Raw genomic sequence first — 402 nt, 5'->3', positions numbered from 1 at the left:
TCTTCATCCCTATGCATGAAATTCATATAACCATCATGGTGATTGTTATGATAGAGGCATTTGGGTGCGTTGACGGGAAGTTGAAGATAGTTTGGTCCAAGACGGTGCCTCTGAGTATCGCCATAAGCAAATAGCCTCAGTTGGAGCAACTTGTCGTTTGAGAAGTAGATTCCAGGAACAACGAGCGCAGGATTAAAAGCGAGCATCTCATTCTCAGCAAAGAAGTTATCAACGTTCTTGTTCAACACCAATCGGCCAACGGGATGGAGCGGAAAGATATCCTCCGGCCAAATCTTGGTCATATCGAGCGGATCGAAATCGAACGAATCTTCATCTCTAGGGTTCATAGTTTGGATATAAAGTATCCACTCGGGGTAGTTACCTGCTTCAATTGAATCATAC

General features: G+C 44.0%; 1 protein-coding gene. It reads right to left on the bottom strand.

Going from position 1 to position 402, the window contains the following annotated elements; genetic code table 11:
• Positions 1-402: catalase (locus C6N31_RS47245; protein ID WP_198359675.1), on the bottom strand; the 402-nt coding region annotated here is incomplete at both ends.

This window comes from Streptomyces fildesensis (assembly GCF_016107395.1).
In the GTDB taxonomy this organism is placed as follows: domain Bacteria; phylum Actinomycetota; class Actinomycetes; order Streptomycetales; family Streptomycetaceae; genus Actinacidiphila; species Actinacidiphila fildesensis.
This window is presented reverse-complemented; position numbering and strand designations above follow the sequence as displayed.